Annotated in this window: 2 protein-coding genes and 1 pseudogene; all 3 read left to right on the top strand. The window is 58.7% G+C overall.

Going from position 1 to position 1764, the window contains the following annotated elements; translation table 11 throughout:
- Positions 1-533: pseudogene (locus Q0341_RS14745) on the top strand (HAD-IA family hydrolase); the annotation flags it as partial.
- A 14-nt stretch (positions 534-547) separates the two neighbouring features.
- Positions 548-913 carry a Rieske 2Fe-2S domain-containing protein gene (locus tag Q0341_RS14740; RefSeq protein WP_299514858.1) on the top strand — a complete coding sequence of 122 codons (366 nt, stop codon included), beginning with the start codon at positions 548-550 and terminating at the stop codon, positions 911-913.
- A gap of 2 nt (positions 914-915) precedes the next feature.
- On the top strand, positions 916-1764 hold an 849-nt coding region (locus tag Q0341_RS14735; RefSeq protein WP_299514855.1), incomplete at its 3' end, for a S49 family peptidase.

Below are 1764 nucleotides of genomic sequence, written 5' to 3'. Positions count from 1 at the left end.
GGCCGCTTCCTACGTGATCGGTATGTCCTTGTTGCCTGCGCTGGCCCACGCCGCGCCCGATGTGCCACAAGACAAATACCCGGCACTGGGTGAGCGTTATCGCCACCACTATTTGCAACACCAAAACGACATCAGCCTGTTTGACGGGGTGCTCGACTTGTTGGAGGCTTTGAAAGCCCAGCACCACTGGTTGACGGTGGCCACGGGCAAAAGCCGCCATGGCCTGAACGAGGCCCTGCAAGCGGTCGAGCTGCGTGGCGTTTTCGATGGCTCGCGCACGGCCGATGAAACCGCGGGCAAGCCCAACCCTTTGATGCTCAACGAGTTGATGCGTGAGTTCGGGACCGAACCAGAACGAACGCTCATGATCGGCGACACCACGCATGACTTGCAAATGGCTTTGAATGCCGGTTGCGCCAGCGTGGGCGTGAGTTACGGTGCGCATGAGCCCACTGCGTTCCATGCGCTGAACCCCCCGCCATGTGGCCCACAGCGTGCGAGATTTGCACGATTGGTTGCTGCAAAACGCCTGAAACAAGGAGCGCTCATGGAGCCGATGATTCCTTTGTGCAACAGCGCTGACCTGGTTAACGGCGGACGGGCTGTGCCTTTTGACATTGTGTATGCCGGGCAGACCTGCCGGGCGTTTGCCATTCGTTACCAAGGGCTGGTGCAGGCTTACCTGAACCGCTGCACCCATGTGGCCATGGAGATGGATTACCAGCCTGATCGTTTTTTTGACAACACCGGGCGCTGGTTGATGTGCGCGACACACGGCGCCACTTACCAGCCCGATACGGGGGATTGTGCGGGCGGCCCTTGTCGTGGAGGCTTGGTCAAAATAGGCCTGTCAGAGATCGGCGGCGTGGTTCACTGGCATACTGCCTACAACTTGAAACCCCTTGAATTTTGAACATGCAAGACCCACAGGACAACACGTCCGCCACTGCCTCAACCCAACCCTCAAGCGTCACGGCTACCGCAAATGCGGCGTCCGCCCATGCTGTCGACGAAGGTTGGGCGCGACAAACGCTGACGGACTTGGCCTTTGCGGGGCTCAAAGAGCAAAAGTCACAGCGCCGCTGGAAAATGGGGATGCGACTGGCCTGGTTGTTGTTGTTTGTGGTGGTGTTGTGGCAAGTGTTCAGCATGAATTCCCCTGCCAGCAGCGCGTATTTCCCGCACACTGCCTTGGTCACCATCGTGGGCGAGATTGGGCCAGACAGCCCGGCCAGCGCTGAAAACGTGATGTCCGCCATGCGCACAGCCCTGGAAGACCCGGGTTCACAAGCGCTGGTGTTGCTCATCAATTCGCCTGGCGGCAGCCCCGTCCAGGCGGGTTTGATCAACGACGAAATTGTGCGTTTGCGTGCGCTGCACAACAAACCCATTTACGCGGTGGTGGAGGAGTCGTGTGCCTCTGCGGCCTATTACATTGCCGCAGCTGCCGACCAGATTTACGTGGACAAGGCCAGCATTGTGGGCAGCATTGGCGTGTTGATGGATGGATTTGGCTTCACGGGCTTGATGGACAAATTGGGCGTGGAGCGGCGGTTGATGACTGCGGGTGAAAACAAGGGGTTTCTCGACCCCTTCAGCCCCCAAACCGAGCCGCAACGCCAGCACGCCCAAGACATGCTTAACCAGATTCACCAGCAATTCATCCAAGTGGTCAAGCAAGGCCGTGGGGATCGCCTGAAAGAAACCCCAGAAATGTTCAGCGGCTTGTTCTGGAGTGGCCAGCAGGCCGTGGACATGGGTTTG

This window comes from uncultured Limnohabitans sp., from assembly GCF_937889215.1.
In the GTDB taxonomy this organism is placed as follows: domain Bacteria; phylum Pseudomonadota; class Gammaproteobacteria; order Burkholderiales; family Burkholderiaceae_C; genus Limnohabitans_A.
This window is presented reverse-complemented; position numbering and strand designations above follow the sequence as displayed.

Coding starts and splice junctions, on each gene's coding strand:
- Q0341_RS14740 (WP_299514858.1), top strand. CDS start 548: ATGGAGCCGATGATTCCTTTGTGCAACAGCGCTGACCTGGTTAACGGC.